Here is a 19394-nt window from a genome sequence, read left to right on the forward strand (position 1 = left end):
CAATCCCGCTTGGCAAGCTGAACTGGAACATTGGGCAGCGCGGACCATCGGGACACGACGAGCAGGAGAACCAGCGACAGTGAATGCGGAGATCCCCGGACACAGCACTGAAGCCGACCGCCCGGAGTCCCCGCAGCCGGCGCCCCGGGTCGCTGGGGGACCGGCCGCCGTCGTCGTCCTCGCCGCAGGCGCGGGGACGCGCATGAAGTCCCGCACCCCCAAGATCCTCCACGAACTCGGCGGCCGCTCGATGGTCGCCCACGCGCTCGCCGCGGCGCGCGGCCTCGAGCCGCAGCGGCTCGCCGTCGTCGTCCGCCATGAGCGGGACCGCGTCGCCGCGCACATTGCCTCGCTCGACCCCGCCGCGCTCGTCGTCGACCAGGACGAGATCCCGGGCACGGGCCGCGCCGTCGAGGTCGCCCTCGACGCGCTCGCGGCGCAGGCCGCCCTCGAGGGCACGGTCGTGGTCACGTACGGCGACGTCCCGCTCCTGAGCACCGACCTCCTGCGCGAGCTCGTGGTGCGCCACGAGGCCGAGGGCAACGCCGTGACCGTCCTCACCGCGGTCCTCGACAACGCGCATGGCTACGGGCGCATCCTGCGCGACGAGGAGGGCGCCGTCGCCGCGATCCGCGAGCACAAGGACGCCAACGACGACGAGCGCGAGGTCCGCGAGGTCAACTCCGGCATCTACGCGTTCGACGCGCGGGTCCTCGCCGACGCGCTGCGCCGCGTCACGACAGACAACGCGCAGGGCGAGAAGTACCTCACCGACGTCCTCGCGATCGCGCGCGGGGCGGGAGGCCGCGTCGCGGCGCTCGTGACCGAGGACCGCTGGCAGGTCGAGGGCGCGAACGATCGGGTCCAGCTCCAGGCGCTCGCCGCGGAGCTCAACCGCCGCACGGTCGAGGCGTGGATGCGCGCCGGCGTGACGGTCATCGACCCGGCGACCACGTGGATCGACGGCACGGTCCGGCTCGCCGAGGACGTCACGATCAAGCCCAACACGCAGCTCCACGGGGCGACCGTGGTCGAGCGGGACGCGGTCGTCGGGCCGGACTCGACGCTCACCGACGTGCTCGTGGGCGAGGGCGCGACCGTGCGCCGCACCGACGGCACGAAGGCACAGATCGGCCCCGGCGCGACCGTGGGCCCGTTCACCTACCTGCGCGCGGGGACGGTGCTCGGCGCGGACGGCAAGATCGGGGCGTTCTACGAGACCAAGAACGCGCAGATCGGCCGCGGCGCGAAGCTCTCCCACCTCGGCTACGTCGGGGACGCCGAGGTCGGCGAGGGGACGAACATCGGCTGCGGCAACATCACCGCGAACTACGACGGGGTCGCCAAGCACCGCACCGTGATCGGCGCGCACGTCCGGACGGCGTCGAACACCGTCTTCGTTGCCCCGGTCACCGTCGGGGACGGCGCGTACACGGGCGCCGGAGCCGTGGTCCGCAAGGACGTCCCCGCGGGCGCGCTCGCGCTCAACGTCGCCCCCCAGCGGAACGCGGAGGGCTGGACGGAGGCGAAGCGGCCAGGGTCGCCGTCGGCCGTCGCGGCCGCTGCCGCGAGAGAAGCCGCCGAGGCAGCCGCGCGGCCAGCCCAGCCCGCCCCGGTCCGAGAGCCCCAGACCACCTCCTCCAGCAGCATTCCCTCGACAGAAGAAGGCAAGTAGATGACCGAGATCACGGCCCACGGCGAGAAGCGCCTCGTCGTCGCGTCAGGGCGGGCCCATCCCGAACTCGCGCAGGAGATCGTGAAGGAACTCGGCACCGAGCTCCTTCCGACGTCGGCGTACGACTTCGCGAACGGCGAGATCTACGTGCGCTTCGAGGACAGCGTCCGCGGCGCCGACGCGTTCGTGATCCAGGCACACCCGGCCCCGATCAACGAGTGGATCATGGAGCAGCTCATCATGATCGACTCGCTCAAGCGCGCGAGCGCCAAGCGCATCACGGTCGTCTCGCCGTTCTACCCGTACGCACGACAGGACAAGAAGCACCGCGGCCGCGAGCCCATCTCCGCGCGCCTCATGGCCGATCTCTACAAGACGGCCGGCGCCCACCGCCTCATGAGCGTGGACCTGCACACGGCGCAGATCCAGGGCTTCTTCGACGGGCCGGTGGACCACCTCATGGCCATCCCGCTCCTCGCCGACTACGTGCGCACGCGCGTGGACCTCAACAAGGTCACGGTCGTCTCGCCGGACACGGGCCGCGTGCGCGTGGCCGAGCAGTGGGCCGAGCGCCTCGGCGGCGCGCCGCTCGCGTTCGTGCACAAGACCCGCGACGTCACGGTGCCCAACCAGGCAGTCTCGAAGCAGGTCGTGGGCCAGATCGAGGGCCGCGACTGCGTGCTCATCGACGACATGATCGACACCGGCGGCACGATCTCCGGCGCCGTCCAGGTGCTCAACAACGCGGGCGCTCGCTCGGTCATCATCGCCGCGACGCACGCCGTGTTCTCGGACCCCGCGTCGCGTCGGCTCGCGGAGTGCGGCGCGCGAGAGGTCGTCGTGACGAACACGCTGCCCATCGCTGCCGAGAAGCGCTTCGAGCAGCTCACGGTCCTCTCGATCGCGCCGCTCATCGCGCGCGCCATCCACGAGGTCTTCGACGACGGCTCCGTCACGAGCCTCTTCGACGGCCGCAGCTAGCGGTCCTCCCGAGGCGAGCGGACGACGGCGGGTGCGCACCCGCCGTCGTCCGCTTTCCGGCGGGCCCGTCTGGTACGATGGACGGCGAACCTTGGCGAGGGACTGTGCTGCTTCGTGGGCTGATGCTCATGGGATGGGCAGAGCCGTGATCGACTGGGTCTGAGACTCCTTCTGCGACGCACGTGCGGCGCTCGAGGCGTGCGGGCCGGTTGTCGCCCGCCCTCGCGCCAGGCCACCCAAGACCCGAAGGAGCATTCCATGACTGAGAAGTTCGCCGCCGAGAAGCGCACCGAGTTCGGCAAGGGCTACGCCCGCCGCACTCGCGCCGCCGGCAAGATCCCCGCCGTCATCTACGGCCACGGCGCCGAGCCGCTGCACGTCAGCCTCCCCGGCCGCGAGACGACGCTCGCCGTCCGCGTGGCCAACGCGCTGCTCACGATCGACATCGAGGGCGAGGAGCACCTCGCGCTCGTCAAGGACATCCAGCGCGACCCGGTCCGCCAGATCATCGAGCACATGGACCTCCTCACGGTCCGCCGTGGCGAGAAGGTCTCCGTGGACGTCCCCGTGCACCTCGTGGGCGAGGCCGCGCCGGGCACGGTCGTCAACCAGGAGGCCGTGACCGTGACGGTCGAGGCCGAGGCGACCCACCTCCCGGCCGCGCTCGAGGTGAGCATCGAGGGCCGCGAGATCGGCCAGCACGTCCACGCCGGCGACGTCGAGCTCCCGAAGAACGTCTCGCTCGTGACCGAGGCCGACGCGATTGTCGTCAACATCTCCGAGGCCGTCGTCGTGGCCGAGGAGCCCGCCGAGGGCGAGGCTGCTGCGGCCCAGGCCCCGGCTGAGGAAGCTGGCGAGTAAGCAGGTAGTCTGCGCTCATGATCCTCAGGCGGCCCGTCCCCGGTGGGGCGGGCCGCCGTCGTCCCTCCGGGTACAGATGATCTGTACCCGCTGCGCGTTGTGGGGGAGTTAGCTGTCCCCGAGACGCCTTGGCCTCTAAGGAGCACCCACCCCATGGCAGAGACGTGGCTCATCGTCGGCCTCGGAAACCCCGGACCCAAGTACAGCGGCAACCGGCACAACGTCGGCCACATGGTGCTCGACGAGCTCGCCGGCCGCGTGGGCGGGACGTTCTCTTCGCATCGCTCGCGCGCCATGGTGCTTGAGGGGCGGCTCGGCATCGGAGGCCCGCGCGTGGTCCTCGCCAAGCCGATCACGTATATGAACGAGTCCGGGGGTCCCGTCTCCTCCGCCGCGAAGTTCTACGGCGTGGACGCCGCGCACGTCGTCGCGGTCCACGACGAGATCGACATCCCGTTCGACACCGTGCGGCTCAAGCTGGGCGGGGGAGAGGGCGGGCACAACGGCCTGCGCGACATGACGAAGGCGCTCGGCACGAAGGACTACCTCCGCGTCCGAGTGGGCGTGGGCCGCCCGCCGGGGCGCATGGATGCCGCCGACTACGTGCTCCGCGACTTCTCGCCGACCGAGCGCAAGGACCTCCCCTTCCTGCTCTCGGAGGCGGCCGACGCGGTCGAGCTCCTGGTGCGCGAGGGGCTTCTCGCGGCGCAGCAGAAGCACCACCCGGCCAAGGCCTGACGCTTCCCGGCGCCCGAACCGCCCCGCTCCCCGTCCGCGAGGCCCGTTTCGGGCGCAGCAGAGGCAACTTTTGTACTTGTACAAGAGGAAAGTTGCTTAGGGCCCTGCCCCACAGTTGGCTAGACGGGGTATCTTTTGGACACCTGCATCTGCGGGAGCATGGGGAGGGGCAATGCAGTGGTCGGCCGGTGTGTCCGAACGCCGTCAGTCTGGCGGCGCACGGGCGTTTGCGGCTGACCGGGTTCAGTGGGTGCGCGGTGTCCGGCGGGACGAGCTGCAGGCCGCGCGGGACGCGCTCGACGACTCCCACAGCTTCGGGATCGTCATCACGGGCGAACGGGACATCGGCAAAGGTGCGTTCCAGACCGCCCTCGTCCGATCGCTCGCACCGTACATGTACGCCCAGACGCTGCGCAGCACGATCGCGGGCGCAGAGACCCCTTACGGCGCGCTCGCCCCACTGCTCGCGCGGCTCCCCGACGAGGCGCTCGAGAGCCCCGGCGCGACGATGCGCGGGATCATGGAGACGCTCGCCGAGGACGCGGCCGGCCGCCCCGCCGTCATCGCGCTTGAGACGCCCGGCGGCCTCGACGAGCTCAGCACCGCGACGCTCGTGCAGCTCATGACCACGGGCACCGCAAAGGTCATCGTCACCGCGACCAGGACGAGCGACCTCCCCGAAGACTTCCACTGGATGCTCACCGAGCAGCGCATCCGTGAGATCCCGCTCGAGCTCCTGCCCGAGGACCGCACCGAGCACGTGCTCCGGGACGTGCTCGGCGGAATCGTGCCCCGCACCGTGGCCCGCCTCCTCCACGCGATGGCGCACGGCAACCCTGAACTCCTCTACCGGATCCTCGCCGACTTCCTGCTCACCGAGCAGCTCCGCTCGACCGAGGGCGTGTGGACGCTCGCCGAGGACGCCGAGTCGACGCGCAGCCGCGAGATCGACGACGTGGTGCGCTCCCGGGTGGAGCGCGAGCCGAGCGACGTGCAGACCGCGATCGACGCGCTCGCGTGCGCGCGGCGGCTCTCGCTCGAGCGGCTCACGAACGTCTTCGGAGCCGAGACCGTGGCGCTCATGGACGAGTCGGGGCTCATCCACGTCGAGGAGCGGAACACCGTTTCACTCGCGGACCCGATCATGGCCGAGGTGGTCCGCGGCTGGCTCAGCATCCCGCGACGCCGCGAGCTCCGGGCGCTCATCATCGGGGCGGCCGAGCCCCCGCTCTCGACGCTCGGCGTCGTCGAGCTCCTGGGCTACGCCGCGTGGACGCGCGAATGCCAGACCGTGCTCCCGGCGTCGCACGCGATCGCCGCCGCGAGCGCGTCCCTGCGCCTCTACGATCCCCGCTTCGCGCTGGACTGCCTCGAGGGCGTCCCGCGTGTGCGCGGGACCTGGGCTACGGTCCAGCGGCTGCGCGCGGCCGCCTATCTTGGGCTCGGGCTTCCGCTCCAGGCGCATTCGATCCTCGAACAGATCGCGGAGGACGAGCTGGGCGACCTCGCCCCGGTCGAGTTCGCGGGCTACGTCGAGACGCTCGTCACGGCCAAGCGGGCCATTCCGCTGCGCGAGCAGGAGATCGCCCCGCTGCTTGACGACGCGCGGGCGCGGCTCCTGCCTCACGCGGGCCTCACAGCCGTCCCCGACGAGGAGACGGAGCGCGCGCGGGCCATCCTCGACCTCGCCGAGTTCGCGGACGCCGTGTACCTCGGGGACTTCGCGTCCGTCATCGACCGGATCGAGGGCATCGAGGAAGGCAGGCCGGGCTGGGACGACGAGCTGCGGCTGCGCGCCGGGTGCCTGCTCATGCAGGCCCAGGCATACGTCGGGCGCGAATCGGACGCGCTCTCCACGCTCCACGACATCTCGAGCCAGCTCGGCGGCCCGGCCGGGACCCCGCGCGTGCGCCACGAATTCAACACGCGCGCGTTCTTCGTCCTCCTGCTCAACGGCCACTGGCGCCAATGCCTCGCGCTCGTCCGCTCGTCCGGCCGCTCGACCGTTCCGAGCCTTCGGATCGAGGGTGCGCACTACGAGTTCGCCGCGGGCCTCGCGCTCGTCTACGCGGGCCGGGGCCCCGAGGCCCTTTCGCCGCTCCTCGCGGCCACGGCTCAGCTCGAGCAAGGCCACGTCCAGTCCTCGCTCGGCTGTGCGTACGCCGCGACGGCGTTCGCTTTCGCCCAGCAGGGGGACGCCGCGGCCGCCCGTACCTATCTGGACAAGGTCGAGGCCTGGTCCGCTCCGTGCAGCTATTCGATCAAGAGCTCGATGGACTTCTGCGCAGACATGGCCCGGCGGTGGATCGGCGAGCGCCACGCCGCCGCGCGCCTCGTCGCCTCCTCCCGCGAGGATCTCGGTGCGGGCCGGTGGACCATGGCCGGAATCAAGCTCCTCGGGGCTACCGTCGACACGGGACCGGAGGAGTTCGCGCTCCTCGAAGAGATCTGCTCGCACCGCCAGGGCCCGCTCGCGGAGCTGGGCCGCCGGCTCGCGCGGGGCTCCCGGCTCCGGAACCTGCCCGACCTCACTGCTGCGGCTGATCTCGCGGCCGAACTCGAGCTTGACACGCTCGAGTCGCGGTGCACCGCCGTCGGCCTCGACGTGGCGCGGGACAGGGGGGACGTGCGCTCGGCGCGCAGCCTCCAAGCTCGCCTCGACCGGCTCACCGGGCTCGTCGAGGTCCTCCCGGTCGTGCCGCAGAGCCTCGGGCCTCTGCTCACGTCGCGGGAGCGCGAGGTCGCGGTGCTCGCTGCCCGCGGCGAATCAAACCGGACGATCGCTGAGGAAATGGGGCTGTCAGTGCGTACCGTAGAAGGCCATCTGTACCAGGTGTTCTCGAAGCTCGGGATCACGTCTCGCTCCGAGCTCGCGGGGCTCCTCTGATGGCGCTTGAGCTCGTCGGGAGGGACCACGAAATAGCGCGATGCGCTGCCCTGCTCCGGGACCGGGTCCCGGCCGTGCTCGTGCTGGGCGAGACGGGGGTCGGCAAATCGGCCCTCGTCGCGGCCGTGCGGGACGAGATTGCGCCGGTCGCGCAGATGTTCGAGATCCACGGCAGCCCGTCTCTGCAGCGCGTGCCGTATGGCGTGCTCGCCCCGTTCCTGGGCGGGCTTCCCACGGCGGAGGCCGGTTCGAGGCTCTCCGTGCTGCGCGCGTTCTGGCGCCGCATCGAGGAGCTGCGGGTCGGCCGGGAGAGCCGGCTCGTGCTCGTCATCGACGACGCCCACTCGATTGACGCGCTCACCGCCGAGGTAGTCGCCGAGCTCGTCGGCGCGGGCTGGGCGCAGGCGCTCGTGACCTCGCCCGACGGCACGCTCCTCCCGCCCCCGCTCATGCAGCTGTGGCTTGACGGGGGAGCCGAGCGGATCGACCTTGAGCCGTTCACCTACGGCGAGGCCGCGCGGTTCCTCGAATCGAGCCTCGGCAGCCGCGTGCTGCCTTCGACGGTGCGCCGGCTGTGGCGCGACTCGCAGGGCAACCCGATGCTCCTGCGCTGCCTCGTCGAGGAGGCGCAGAGCACGGGTGCGCTCGCGGAGCGCAAGGGCACGTGGATCCTCGCGTCCGCGCTCGAGCGGCGGGGCGACGGGCTCGTGGGGCTCGTGCGCGAGCAGCTCCAGCGGCTCTCCTCCGACGAGCGCGACGCGCTCATGCTCGTGGCCGTCGCGCAGCCCGCGGCGCTGAGCCTCATCGAGGGCAACTTCGCGGCCGAGGTGGTGCGGAGCCTCGTCGCGAAGCGGCTCATCCTCCCGCCCACGGGACCGGACGGCTCGATCCGGCTCCGCCACAGCGTCTACGGCGAGGCGATCTTCCAGCTCATCCCGCTGAGCCGCTCGTTGCGCCTCCAGCAGCTCGCCGCCGACCACCGGGCCCGCCAGATCGCAACGGCGGACGGCCTCCTGTGCGCGGTCTCGTGGGCGCTCGGCTGCGGGCTCGCGCTCGAGGAGACCACTTTCCTGCGGGCCGCCAAGCTCGCGGCCCGACTCGGGGAGACCTCGCTCGCGCTCCGAGCCGCGGACGCCGTCAGGTCCCCTGAGCTTCGCGCCGAGGCCTTTCTGGTCCGCGGGATCGTCGCGTATGCCGCGAGCCACCACAGCGAGGCGGCCCGGCTGCTCGAGCCGTCGCCCGAGCTGGACGCCGAGGGCTTCCTCACGGCCGGGCTCCTGTGGCTCTACAGCAGGGACGCGTTGGGGCACCCGCACGAGGAGATCGCGCACGACGTCGATCGGCTCGCCGAGGCGTCCGACGGCGGCCCATGGGATCTTCTCCGCCTCGTCTTCGCGTCCGTCGCGGGAGACTACATGGCTCTCGAGGTCGGCCTCGCGGCGTGGCGCGCGAACCAGGCGACGGAGCGTTCCGCGGTGGAGCGCGGGGTCGTGGGCGCGCTCGAGGCCGAGGTGCTCGCGTGCAGGGGACTCCTGCTCGAGAGCGTCGACGCGGCGTCGAGCGCGCTTGAGCTGCTCGGTTCGGTCGAGGGCAGCGGGTGCCTCGCCGAGTTCGCGGCCGTCCGCCTCGTCTACGCCGCGGTCACGGCGGGCCAATGGGGCGCCGTCGAGTCGATCCCCGCGCGATTCTCGGGGTCGCGTCACCACGAGGAGTCCTTCCAGCTCGCGGCCACGCTCGCGTGTGCGCGCGGGCTCGCGTTCCTGCGCCAGGGGCGGTTCGGTCCGGCCCTCGAAGTCCTCGAGCCCACGCTCGAGGAGCTGCGCGTGTGCGATTCGCAGCACGTCTTCCAGCTGTGCGCGGCCGGGGCGGCCTACGCGGCGGCGCGGCTCGGCGACTGGGGCCAGGCCGCCGACTTCCTCGAGGACACGCGGTCCACCGAGCGTGTCCCGGCTTCGATCGTGCGGCCCATCGCCGGGCTGTTCGCGGCGGCCGCCGCGTGCGCGGTCCAGCCCGACCCCAGCGCGGTCGCGGCGCTCGAGCGCGCGGTCGACGCGGCCGTGCGGGGCACGCGGCGTGACGTGTGCCTCCAGGCGCTGTTCCTGTGGTTCGAGGCGGGCCAGCGCGACCGGCTCGACGAGCTGCTCGCCGTCTCCTGGCCCATGGAGGGGGAGTGGGCGGAGGCCGCCGTGCTCGTCTCTGCGGCGTTCGCGGAGGGGAGCCCCGACTCCCTCCGCTCGGCGGGGGACGCGCTGCGCAGCGCGTTCTACCCGCGCTTGGCGCGCGAATGCTACGGCGAGGCGCTCGCCCAACTCGAGAACACGCCGTCGCGCGCGGACGCCCGCGTGGTGTGGGAGGGGCAGCGCGCGTGCGACGCGGAGCTCGGCGAGTCGGAGCTGACCACCCAGCCCTCCGCCTCGGCGGGGGAGCTCACGCGGCGCGAGCGGCAGATCGTCGCGCTCGCCATCAGCGGGCTCAGCGACCGCGAGATCGCGGACCGGCTCATCGTGTCCGTGCGCACCGTCGAGGGGCACCTCTACCGCGCCTATTCGAAGCTCGGGGTGAGCAGCCGTGAGCAGCTTTCTACCGCCGTCGGACTCGCTCCGGAGAGTGAGTACACGGCGCAGCAGAGCAAGTAGTGGTGGCGAGGCCTTTCTCCCGCAAATGCGTAGTCTCCACTGATGCTCCTAGGGCTCGGGAGTGGGAAAGTTGAAGGGCCGGGGCCACCCGGCACGGCTAGCCCGAAAGGACAGCCCTAGGGACTGAGCCGGCGACGACGGAACCTCCCCGAGACCAAGGTTCCTCCCCCAGCCGTCGCCGGCTCTTCCCCTGTCTGGGGCGGGCCAGGGCCGCGCTCGGGGCGGCGAGGCGGGGCCACCGTCCGGGGCTCGCGGAGAAGCGTGGGAGAATGGATTGCGGCACACAGCCGTAACGTAATTAGTGAACTCATTCTCCCTGCGTGAAGGAGCCGTCCCCGTGGCCCTCGTCAGCATCCCGGCCGCCCTCCGATCAGCCCAGGGCCTCGATGGCCGCGGAAGCGATGCCTCCCTCCACGAAGCCCGCCTCGACGACGCCGAGGCGCAGCGCATCCGCCACGACTTCCCGGCCCTCGACCAGGAGGTCAACGGGCACCCGCTCATGTACCTCGACTCGGGCGCCACATCGCAGAAGCCGCGCAGCGTGCTCGAGGCCGAGCAGGACTTCTACGAGACGCGGAACGCCGCCGTGCACCGCGGCGCCCACGAGCTCGCGGTGCGCGCCACCGACGCCTACGAGGACGCGCGCGCGAAGGTCGCGGCGTTCGTTGGCGCGGAGCCCGAGGAACTCGTCTGGACCTCGAACGCGACCGAGGCGATCAACCTCGTCTCGTACGCGCTCTCCAACGCGAGCGCGTGGGCCGAGCGCGGCCGAGGGGGAGCGGAGCTCAAGCGCTTCGCGCTCGGCGTGGGGGACGAGATCGTGGTGACTGAGCTCGAGCACCACGCGAACCTCATCCCGTGGCAGGAGCTCGCCTTCCGAACGGGCGCCCTCCTCCGCTACATCCCGGTCGACGACGACGGCCGACTGGACCTCGCCGAGGCCGCCCGGATCGTCGGGCCGCGCACGCGGATCCTCGCGTTCTCCCACGCCTCGAACGTGCTCGGCACGGTGAGCCCGGTCGAGGAACTCGTGGAGCTCGCGCACCGGTTCGGCGCGCTCGTGGTCCTCGACGCGTGCCAGTCAGTCCCGCATATGCCCGTGGACTTCAAGGCGCTCGGCGTCGACTTCGCGGCGTTCTCGGGCCACAAGATGCTCGCGCCAACCGGCATCGGCGCACTCTACGGCCGCGCCGAGCTCCTCGACGCGCTCCCGCCGTTCCTCGTGGGCGGCTCGATGATCACGAAGGTCACGATGGAGCGTGCGGAGTACCTGCCCGCACCGCAGCGCTTCGAGGCCGGGACCCAGCGCATCTCGCAGGCCGTGGCCCTCGCCGCCGCCGTCGACTACCTGCGCGAGACCGGCATGGCGCGCATCGCCGAGCGCGAGGCCGAGCTCGGTGGGCGGCTCGCCGAGGGCGTTGCCGCGATCGACGGCGTGCGGCTGCTGGGCCCCGCCCCAGGGGAGCGGTGGTACGGCCACGCGCGCTTCGGCCTCGCGGCGTTCGACGTCGACGGCGTGCACGCGCACGACGTCGGCCAGTACCTCGACAGCCGGGGCATCGCCGTCCGCGTGGGTCACCACTGCGCCCAGCCGCTCCACCGCCGCCTCGGCCTCACCGCGTCGACGCGCGCGAGCGCGTACCTGTACACGACCGAGGCCGAGGTCGACGGGCTCGTCGCGACGCTCGCCGAGGTGCGGGGCTTCTTCGGGCTCGGGGCGAAGGCGGGCGCATGAGCCTCGACGCGCTGTACCAGCAGGTGATCCTCGAGCACGCGAAGGAGCGCCACGGGAGCGGCTTCGACGGCGCGCCGGCGGCCGGGTCCGGCCACGGCGAGTCGCACCAGCTCAACCCCGTGTGCGGTGACGAGGTCACGGTCCGGGTCGACGTGGCCGACGGCGCGATCAGCGGGCTCCGGTGGGAGGGCCATGGGTGTTCCATCTCGATGGCCTCCGCTTCCGTGCTCCACGACCTCGCCGAGGGTGCGACCACCGAGGAGTTCGGCGAGCTCGTGGGTGCTTTCCGGGACATGCTGCGCTCGCGAGGCGCGGTCGCGGGGGATCCGGAGGTCCTGGGGGACGCCGCGGCGTTCGAGGGCGTCTCCAAATACGTCGCGCGGGTCAAGTGCGCCATGATCGCGTGGGTCGCGGCCGAGGACGCCGCGCGCCAGGCCCAGGCCTGAGGTGGAGCAGGCCTGACGCGGTGGAGAAGGCCTGATGTGCGGGCCGGCCTGACGCGGTGGAGAAGGCCCTGACGCGGCCCCGTAAAGGACGCGTAAAGGCCCAATCGGGTGGGACTCAGTTCCCTGTTGCCGATCTGTGACTTCGGCGTACTCTGTGCCTGACTCCGGCGGCGTGTCGCGCTACCGGCGGGGGGAGGCTTGAATATGCTGCGAGATTCAGCTGTCTCGGTTTTGCCGAGACGGCCGGTGCGGCCGTCGTCAGATGCGGCGGAGCGCCAGGCCGATCGTCTGCAATGGGCCATGCTCGTCCGTCAGGACGAGCTCGAGGCCGCGACCCGTGCGCTGCAGGGTCGGGGCTCCCTCGGCACGGTCATCACGGGCCCGCCCGGGGTCGGCAAGTCGTTCCTCGCGAGCGCCGTCCTGACCACGCTCGGTGGGGGCGTGTACCCGCTCCGCCTCCGCACGTCGACCACGGGTCCGTCGCTCGACTACGCGTGCCTGGGCGCGCTCCTCGCCCGGCTCCCGAAGGGCGCCGCCGCCTCTCCGACGGGCCTCCTGCTCGCCGTCGAACGCATGCTCCGCGAGGACTCCGGGGGCCACCCCGTGGTCCTCGTCGTCGAGTTCACGGGTGAGCTCGACGAGGGGAGCATCGGCGTCCTCCTGCATCTGCTCCTGACCGGAACGGCGAGGCTCCTCGCCGTCGCCCAGCGCGCGACCGATCTGCCGGCGGACTTCCTGCGGCTCGTGCGGCGGGGCCGGCTCGCCGAGATCCCGCTCCGTGGGATCGGCATCCCCGAGACCCGGCTCCTCGTCTCGGCGCTCGTGGACGGGCGCGTCGCCTCGTCGGCCGTGGGAGAGCTCCACCACGCGTGCGGGGGCAACCCCGCGTCCGTACAGGGGATCGTGCGGCGCGAGCGGGCCACGGGAAACCTTCACAAGCGGGGCGGCGTCTGGACGCTCGACGGTGCGGTCGAGCCAGAACCGGGGAGCGGGACGGATGAGATCATCCGTGCCAGGTGGGCGCGCGAGCCGCAGGACGTGCGTGAGGTCATCGAACACCTGGCTGTGGCCCGGCGGGTCCCGATCGCGGGACTGGCCGGGCTTTTTGGTTCCGAGGTGCTCGTGGACATGGAGGACCGTTCGCTCATCGCGGTCGACGCCACTGAGCACCGCTGCGCCTACCTGCGCGAGCCGCGCATGGCCGAGCTGGTCCGCGAGCGGCTCGGGCCGGACCGCCACCGCGAGCTCGCGTCCCTCACGTCCCTCGGCGGGGCGCCCGAGGAGACCGGGCTCGACCGCGAGGACCTCGTCTCCTACGTCGAGTGGAGCCTCGGGGTCGGGAGCACGCTCGCTCCCGAGCTCACGGTGCACGCGGCGCGCGCGGCGATCGGCCTCTACGAGCCCCGCCGCGCGCTCGAGCTCCTGGACCGGGCACCGGACATCGCGGGGCCCACGGCCGTCGAGGCGGCGTTCCAGCGGGCCGCGGCGCTCTCCCTCCTCGAACGCAAGGACGAGGCCCTCTCGGTGCTCGACGCCGTCCCGTCCGAATCGTTCGCGGAGCTCGACCCCGTCACGATGGCACGGCACGCCGCGGCGAAGTCAGAGCTCCTCACGTGGCTGCCCGAGCGCGGCGAGGCCCAGGAGCCGCTGCACATCGCGTGGGACGAGTTGGCCCGGAGGGAGGATGCCGACCCCGCGGACCTCAAGGACGCGGGCGAGGTCCTGGACCTCGCCGAGTACCGGCTCCGCGCGTTCCGGGGCGACTTCTCCTCGGTCCTCGACGCGCTCGAGTCCGCGTCGCGCCGCACCGGCTCGAGCGAATACTTCCGCCGCGAGAGCTCGCTCCTGCTCGCCCTCGGCTGGGCCGTGTGCGGCCGCGAGGCTGACGCGGCGGCGCTCATGGCCTCCTTCGGGCTGAGCTCGCCGCTGCACACGGACGACGACGCGTACCTCACCGCCGCCTTCGCCGCGTGGATCAACAACGGCGACTGGAAACGGTGCGTGGACCTGTTCGAGGCCTACGTGGATCGCGGCGGGCGGCGGCTGAGCCTCCGGGGCGGGATCGCGGAGCTGTTCCTCGCCGTCGCGCTCGTCCTGGCCGGGCGGGGGAGCGCGGCCCTCGAGCCGCTGCTCAATGCCGTGGCCCAGCTCGAGGAGTTCCCGGCCAAGAACGCGCTCCACACGGCCTACGCCGCGACGGCGTTCGCCTATGCGCAGATCGGGGACGCGGGTGAGGCCGAGAGGTTCCTCGAGCACGCTGCCGCGGGCCGCCAGCACGCGCCGTGGCTCTTCGAGTTCATCGCCGACTTCTGCGAGGGCATGGCCCGGCGCTGGCTCGGCGACCCCGCCGCCTCGGAGGCGCTCTTGGAGCACGCCGTCGAGGACGAGGCCGCCGGCCGGGTGACGGCGGCCGGCATCCGGGTGTTCGGCTCGAGCGTCCCCGGGACCGAACGCGAGTTCCTGTGGATCGAGCGCCTCTCGCACCACCGGCAGGGACCGCTCGCGCACCTCATGGCCGCTGTCGCGAGCGCGACGCGGCGCAAGGACGCCGAGGCCCTGCTCGACGCCGCCGAGATGGCGTACGGAATGGAGCTCGACGCGGTCGAGGCCCGCTGCGCGGCGCTCGCGCTCGACTTCGCACGGGACCACAGCGAGTCAGCGGCGGCGGGGCGCGCGCAGACGCGGCTCGACCGGCTCACGCGGATCCTGCCCACGCTTCCGCTCATCCCGCAGGTTCCCGCACCGGTCCTCACCGAGCGCGAGCGGCAGATCGCGGTCATGGCCGCCTCGGGCGCGTCGAACCGGGACATCGCGGATGCGGTCGGGGTCTCCGTCCGCACGGTGGAGGGGCATCTGTACCAGGTCTTCATGAAGCTCGGGGTCTCGTCTCGAGGCGGACTGGACGGTTTGGTCTGACGTGGTCGCGAAGATGGGGGTGAAGTTGGCTGGGAGCCCATCGGTCGCCGAGACGACCAGGCGTGATCTCGCGGCAGCGGCCGCGACGGCGCTCCGCCGCGAGGGGGCGGGAGCGGTCCTCGTGGTCGGAGAGGGCGGCGCGGGAAAGACCTACCTGCTCGACGACGTCGTCGCGGCCTTGCGCGGCGAGTCCGAGATCCTCGAGCTCCGCACGGGCCGGAGCCTCCGATCCGTGACGTACGCGGCGCTCATCGAATGCCTTCCGAGGCTTTCGCCCGAGGACGTCCAGGACCGCATTGGCGTGCTCCGCGCCCTGTGGGCCGAGCTGCACCGGCTCTCGGGCGAGGCTGGCCGGCCCGTGGTCCTCGTGGTGGACGACGCTCAGGATCTCGACGACGGCTCCGCGGGCCTCATCGCGGAGGCCGTGGCATCCTCCTGGGTCAGGCTCCTCGCGACCGGAACGGCCCGGAACGGCCTCCCGCGGGACTTCCTCGACATGTGGCACGACGGCATCGCCGAGCGCATCGAGCTCGCGCCGCTGAGCCTTGCCGAGAGCCAGTCCGCGGCGGAGGAACACCTCGGCGGGAACCTGTCCGTCACCGCCACGGGCGTCCTGCACCGCCTCAGCGGGGGCAACCCCCTCCACCTGCTGTCCCTCATCGACGAGGCCGTCGAAGCGGGAACGCTCGTGCGCAAGCGCGGGATCTGGCTCCTCACAAGCGGCTTCGCGAGCCGAGGGGACGCGCTCGCCGAGTCCGTCCGCAGCAGCATGGAGTCGCTCACCCCCGCCGAGCGCGAGGTCCTCATGCTCGTGGCCCTCACCGAGCCGCTCCCGCGTGCCGCGGCGCGAGTGCTCGGCGAGCGTGAGGTCCTCGACCGGCTCAATGACCTCGGCTGGTTTGCCGAGCCTGGCGCGGACGGGCTGCGCCTCCGCTATCCGCTCGAGGCCGACGCCGTGCGGCGCATGACGACGTCGACGCGCCGGCTGCACCTGTACCGCCGTGCGCTCGCGCTCGGCGGCGAGGACCTGCGGCAGCCCTCCAACGAGCTGCGGCTGCTCGAACTGGCGCTCGATACTGGCGCGACGCTCCCCGCGGCCGAACTCGTCCGCGGCGCCGCGGCCGCCGTGCGCAGCTTCCGCAACGACCTCGGGCTCCGCGCGGCCGCGCTCATAGACCGCTCGGCCGAACGCTCGCTCGCGCGCGGCATCGTGGCCCGCGCCCACCTCAACCTCGGCGATCCCGGGGCGGCCCTCGCTGCCCTCTCGGTCACGCCGGCCGTTCCCTCGGACGTCCGAGACGTCCTCGCGGGATCGCTCGTCAAGTTCACGGCCCGCACCGCGCTCGGCGAACTCGACCTCGTGGACTCGGACGCGGCGGACCTCGAACGTGCCGCCGAAGGCGTCGACCTGCGCACCGGCGCGGGAGGTGTCCCGTACGGCCCCGGCGTGAAGGAGTCCGTGCTGCGGCGCGCCCGCCTGCTCCGCGCCCTCGCCGCGGTCGAGCGCGCCGACTTCGCCGCCGTCGTCAAGGCCCTCGACCACGACGGCCGGCTCCCTCAGGCCGCCGCAGCGCCAGCAATCGAGCGAAACCTGTGGCTCCTCCTCGAGGCCGAGGTCCAACTCGCCGCGGGACGTTTCGAGACCGCAGCGCGGACCTCGGGGCTCGCGCTCTCGGACCCGGAGGCGGACACCGAGCATTTCCCGCTCGAGGAGCACGGACTGCTCCGCTACCTGGCCGCGGCGCTGCTCGTGGGGGACTGGTCGAGCGCCGAGGGCGTCCTGAGCTCCTACCCGGGGGGCTCGATGCGGCCGATCGTCGTGTTCGGGCCCGGGCTGTACTGCGCGCTGGCGTACGCGTACCTGCGCCAGGGGCGCGAGCCCGAGGCCGAGGCGATCCTGCGGGACGTCGTCGAGAACCTCGAGCTCACCGACCCGCTCCAGCTCCTGGGGGTCGCGTCGTCGTTCGCCGCGTGGGCCGCCGCGGCCACGGGGAGCGCGGCCACGGCGCGCCAGCACCTCGCACGGGCGGAGGCGACCGCGGGCCTCGGCAGCGTGGCCATGCGGCACGTCGCGGCGATGCACCGCGCCGGGGCACTCGAGCTGCTCGAGCCCGGTTCAGGCCTTCCGCTCCTCGACGCGATCGCCGAGGAGAACCGCGCAGCGGGCCGTCCCGGCTGGGAACTCCTCGCGCGCGTGCTCAGCTTCGAGCTCGGTGCCGAGGACGTGGGCGGGCGCGCGGCCGAGCTCGCCGCGGCCGCCGAGGGACCATGGGCCGCGGCGTGGGGCGCGTGGGCCTCGGCCGACACGGCCGGAAGCGGCGACTGGCTATCTCGCGGCCGGCGAGCTCTTCCACGGGCTCGCCCTGTACCGCCGGGCGCGCGCGGCGTACGCGCGGGCCGCTGGATGCTTCGACGACGCGGGCGACCGCGCGGCCGCCCGCCGCGCGGCTCGCTGGCCCGTGCGTGCGAGGGCCTCCCGGGCTCCGGAGAGGCCGGCGAGAAGGAGGAGGCGATCCTCGCCTCCCTGCGCCTGAGCCGGCGCGAGCAGGACGTCGTGGACCTCGCCCTCGAGGGCCTGAGCGACCGGCAGATCGCGGACCAGCTCCACCTCTCCGTCCGCACGGTCGAGGGGCACCTGCACCGCAGCTACGCGAAGCTTGGCGTGCGCAGCCGGGACGAGCTCCACGAAGCGGTCAACGACTGACAACCCCCCACGTCAGACGGGGGTTCCGTGGGGACTGCCTGCCGTTGGACAGGACCATTCGAGTACTCGCGCGGCGCGCCCAGTGCCGAGTACGCGCCTACGCGTAATGGGTGCCGGTACTCCTGCGTACAGGCCAAGGGTTCCCCCTCCGGAGGCGCGTAGTAGCTCGGGTACCGACTACTGGTGACCAGCGAACACCGCGCGGCTGTACTGGAGAGGTGAGGGGCCGGCATCCGACCGACCCCCATACGGGGAAGCCGAGGAACTGTCATGTCCGTAGGCGCGCAGCAGAGTGTGGCCCACACGATCACCGCGTGGTGGGGACCCCGCCTCTCGACTGTGTTGAGGTTTGCAACACCTTTGGCACGCACCGCGAGTTCGGTGCGCATCGCCCGCTCGGAGCGCGCGCAGGCCTGGCCGCGACGATACGCGCTGTACCTGCGCGCGGTTGATTCCGCCGTCGTCCTCGCCGCTGCGGCGGGTGGTCTCATCCTCGGCGACAACAGCCCTCGCGGGCTCGCCGCGATCGCGGCGATCGCCGTCCTCTGGCCCGTGGCGCTCGGTATCTACGGCACCCGGGACGCGTCCGTGCTCGGCATCGGCGCCGAGGAGTACCGGCGCGTGGTCGCGGCATCGTTCCAGCTCTTCGCGGTCCTCGCGATCGCCTCGGTGCTCATGACCGACTGGCTGCCCGCCCGCGTCTTCGCGCTCGTGTTCAGCACGGGGGTCATGGCCCTCCTCGTGGTCCGCTGGATCAGCAGGCGCTGGCTCAACCACCAGCGTCAAAGCGGGCTGTATCTGACCCCCGCGGTGGTGGTCGGCGAGCCCGAGGACGTGCGCTACGTGGTGCGGCGGATCGCCGCGAGCGACGGCGCGCCCTACAACGTCCTCGGCGCCGTCCTCCCCGGCGGGCGGCGCGGCCAGAGCCTCGCGGTCGACGGCGTGCGGCTCCCCGTGCTGAGCTCGACGGACGACGTCGTGCGGACGGTCGCGCTCAAGAAGGCGGCTGCCGTCATCATCGCCGGCCCGGTCCCGGGCGGCAACCGCTACGTGCGCGAGCTCGGCTGGAACCTCGAACAGCACGACGCCGAACTCGTGCTCGCCTCGACCCTCACGAACGTCGCGGGCCCGCGCATCCACTGGCGGCCCGTCCAGGGGCTCCCACTCATGGAGGTGGACCTCCCGCACTACACGGGCGCCAAGCACGTGGTGAAGCGGGCCCTGGACCTCGTGCTCGCGTGCGCTGCCCTCGTGGTCCTCGCCCCGGCCATGGGCGTCCTGGCCCTCATCGTGCACTTCGACTCGGCGGGCCCGGTGCTGTTCCGCCAGGAGCGCATCGGCAAGGCCGGAAGGCCGTTCGCGATGCTCAAGTTCCGCTCGATGGTGCAGGACGCCGAGTCGCGGCTCGAGGAGCTCAAGGCGGAGGACGAGGGCGCGGGCGTCCTGTTCAAGGTCAAGGACGATCCGCGCGTGACCCGCTGCGGCAAGTGGATGCGGAAGTACTCGCTCGACGAGCTCCCGCAGTTCCTCAACGTCCTCAAGGGGGAGATGAGCCTCGTCGGCCCGAGGCCTCCGCTCGCCCGAGAGGTCGGCGAGTACGAGCGGTACACGCACCGCCGGATGCTCATCAAGCCCGGCATCACGGGCCTGTGGCAGATCAGCGGGCGCTCGGACCTGGACTGGGACGATTCGGTCCGGCTCGACCTGTACTACGTGGAGAACTGGTCGATCATGGGCGACCTCATGATCCTGTGGCGCACGTTCCGCGCCGTCGTAGCCCCCAGCGGGGCGTACTGAACCGCATGACTCCGGGCA

At 72.3% G+C, this 19394-nt stretch carries 11 protein-coding genes; all 11 read left to right on the forward strand.

Features of this window, described 5'->3' with window-relative positions; translation table 11 throughout:
- Positions 1–79 precede the first annotated feature (79 nt).
- Complete coding sequence (gene glmU / locus ACOKR1_RS07100; protein WP_422935992.1) at positions 80–1675, forward strand: bifunctional UDP-N-acetylglucosamine diphosphorylase/glucosamine-1-phosphate N-acetyltransferase GlmU; 1596 nt, start codon at positions 80–82, stop codon at positions 1673–1675.
- Entirely contained in the window at positions 1676–2656 is a 981-nt protein-coding gene (locus ACOKR1_RS07105; RefSeq protein ID WP_422935993.1) for a ribose-phosphate diphosphokinase, read from the forward strand. It abuts the gene before it with no gap.
- A 258-nt stretch (positions 2657–2914) separates the two neighbouring features.
- The gene (locus ACOKR1_RS07110; RefSeq protein ID WP_422935994.1) at positions 2915–3517 is read left to right on the forward strand and encodes a 50S ribosomal protein L25/general stress protein Ctc; all 603 of its coding nucleotides are present in this window, start codon (positions 2915–2917) and stop codon (positions 3515–3517) included.
- A 153-nt stretch (positions 3518–3670) separates the two neighbouring features.
- Positions 3671–4255 (forward strand): aminoacyl-tRNA hydrolase, encoded by a 585-nt coding sequence (gene pth / locus ACOKR1_RS07115; protein ID WP_422935995.1) that lies wholly within the window; start codon positions 3671–3673, stop codon positions 4253–4255.
- A gap of 172 nt (positions 4256–4427) precedes the next feature.
- A complete protein-coding gene (locus tag ACOKR1_RS07120; RefSeq protein WP_422935996.1) occupies positions 4428–7142 on the forward strand; it encodes a helix-turn-helix transcriptional regulator in 2715 nt (904 codons plus the stop codon).
- Entirely contained in the window at positions 7142–9778 is a 2637-nt protein-coding gene (locus tag ACOKR1_RS07125; protein WP_422935997.1) for a LuxR C-terminal-related transcriptional regulator, read from the forward strand. The genes ACOKR1_RS07120 and ACOKR1_RS07125 overlap by 1 nt, the downstream gene beginning before the upstream one ends.
- Before the next feature lie 337 nt (positions 9779–10115).
- A complete protein-coding gene (locus ACOKR1_RS07130) occupies positions 10116–11513 on the forward strand; it encodes an aminotransferase class V-fold PLP-dependent enzyme (protein ID WP_422935998.1) in 1398 nt (465 codons plus the stop codon).
- Entirely contained in the window at positions 11510–11959 is a 450-nt protein-coding gene (sufU, locus tag ACOKR1_RS07135) for a Fe-S cluster assembly sulfur transfer protein SufU (RefSeq protein ID WP_422935999.1), read from the forward strand. Before ACOKR1_RS07130 ends, sufU begins: the two co-directional genes overlap by 4 nt.
- Before the next feature lie 300 nt (positions 11960–12259).
- Positions 12260–14875 carry a LuxR C-terminal-related transcriptional regulator gene (locus ACOKR1_RS07140; protein ID WP_422936000.1) on the forward strand — a complete coding sequence of 872 codons (2616 nt, stop codon included), beginning with the start codon at positions 12260–12262 and terminating at the stop codon, positions 14873–14875.
- Between the two features lie 25 nt (positions 14876–14900).
- Positions 14901–17579, forward strand: a complete 2679-nt coding sequence (locus tag ACOKR1_RS07145; RefSeq protein ID WP_422936001.1) for a LuxR C-terminal-related transcriptional regulator — start codon at positions 14901–14903, stop codon at positions 17577–17579.
- 360 nt (positions 17580–17939) lie between these two features.
- Positions 17940–19376, forward strand: a complete 1437-nt coding sequence (locus ACOKR1_RS07150) for a sugar transferase (protein WP_422936002.1) — start codon at positions 17940–17942, stop codon at positions 19374–19376.
- Positions 19377–19394: the final 18 nt, after the last annotated feature.

Origin of the sequence: Sinomonas sp. P47F7 (assembly GCF_049332655.1) — a bacterium.
Taxonomy (GTDB): domain Bacteria; phylum Actinomycetota; class Actinomycetes; order Actinomycetales; family Micrococcaceae; genus Sinomonas.